This is a genomic window from Polynucleobacter sp. 35-46-11 (assembly GCF_002281105.1).
In genome coordinates this window covers 1-1,548 of the sequence record NZ_NCFJ01000560.1, presented here as the reverse complement: position 1 = coordinate 1,548, position 1,548 = coordinate 1, and the positions used below count along the sequence as shown (strand labels likewise).

Below are 1,548 nucleotides of genomic sequence, written 5' to 3'. Positions count from 1 at the left end.
TCCTCTGTGGTGGCTCAGGTACACGGCTTTGGCCGCTATCGCGCTCAGGCTTTCCAAAACAGTTTTTGGTGCTTTCGGGCGATGACTCTTCGCAAAGTTTGTTTCAGCAGGCGGTAGGTAGATTAAATGCGATTGGCTCTTCACAGATTCAATTGGGCAATACCGTTGTGGTCACCAATGAAGACCATCGTTTCTTGGTTTTAGATCAATTGCGTGAGTTAGCTAATATTCAGGCAACTCTTTTGTTGGAGCCGGTGGGCCGTAATACGGCTCCAGCACTCACCTTAGCTGCACTCTATGCTGGTGAGCGGGCTGAGTTAGATCCTATCTTAGTGATTACTCCCGCAGATCAAACAATTCAAAATGCAGGTGCTTTTACTAAGGCATTGCAGGACTGTATTCAGGTAGTCGCCTCGGATCTGAGTAAGCAGACCATTGCTATTTTAGGCATCACCCCAACGGCGCCTGAGACGGGTTATGGATACATTAAGAAAACTGGTGGCCAAGGTTCTCATGGTGAATTTACTGTCGAGCAATTTGCTGAGAAGCCAGATGCCAAAACTGCCCAAGCCTATTTAGAGGATGGCAACTATTTGTGGAATAGCGGCATGTTCGTTTTTCGAGCAAGCACTTGGTTGGCAAGCTTGAAAGAATTCCGCCCCGATATCTTTGATGCCACAGAAACTGCCTGGCAGGCAAGAACCACCGATCAATCGGATGCCACTACTTTTGTGCGCCCAGATAAAGCGTTATTTAATACGATTCCTAGCGACTCGATTGACTATGCCGTAATTGAAAAGTGTCCTGGTAGTCAGCACTCAGTCAAGATGGTTGAGCTCAATGCGGGCTGGAATGATCTTGGCGCTTGGGATGCGGTTTGGCAAGTGGGTAAACAGGACGAGCGGGGTAACGTTACTTCTGGCGATACCCTATTAATCAATACCAGCAACTCATTGGTCCATGCAAGTACTCGCTTAGTGAGTGCAGTAGGCATAGAAAACCTCATCATCATTGAGACAGCGGATGCTGTGCTGGTAGCCGACCGTAAAAATAGCCAAGACGTAAAACACATTGTGAATCAGCTTGAGCAGCAAAAACGTGAAGAAAAGAATCTGCATCGTAAGGTCGCCAGACCCTGGGGTTGGTATGACTCCGTTGATGAGGGTGAGCGCTTTAAGGTCAAGCGTATTCAGGTAAAGCCGGGCGCGAGTCTTTCCTTGCAGATGCATCATCACCGCGCAGAGCATTGGATCGTAGTGAAGGGTGTAGCTGAGATCACTAATGGCGATCAAGTGATCACCCTGACCGAGAACCAAAGTACTTACATACCGCAAGGTCAAATACATCGTTTAGCCAATCCTGGAACAACACCCTTAGAGATTATTGAGGTGCAGTCTGGAAGCTACCTTGGTGAAGATGACATTGTGCGTTTTGAAGATACCTACGGTAGAAGTTAATTTAGACAATTAAAAAAGTTATATATGACGAGTAATAAAACCAATACGCAAAAAGTTGCCCTCATCACCGGTATCACTGGCCAAGATGGCT

The 1,548-nt window shown here is 47.0% G+C and carries 1 protein-coding gene; it reads left to right on the top strand.

All coding sequences use genetic code 11. The features are described from left to right. Window positions 1–1,457, top strand: a 1,457-nt coding sequence (locus B7Y67_RS17595) for a mannose-1-phosphate guanylyltransferase/mannose-6-phosphate isomerase (RefSeq protein WP_293599739.1), incomplete at its 5' end; no start/stop codon positions are given. Between the last annotated feature and the right edge of the window lie 91 nt (window positions 1,458–1,548).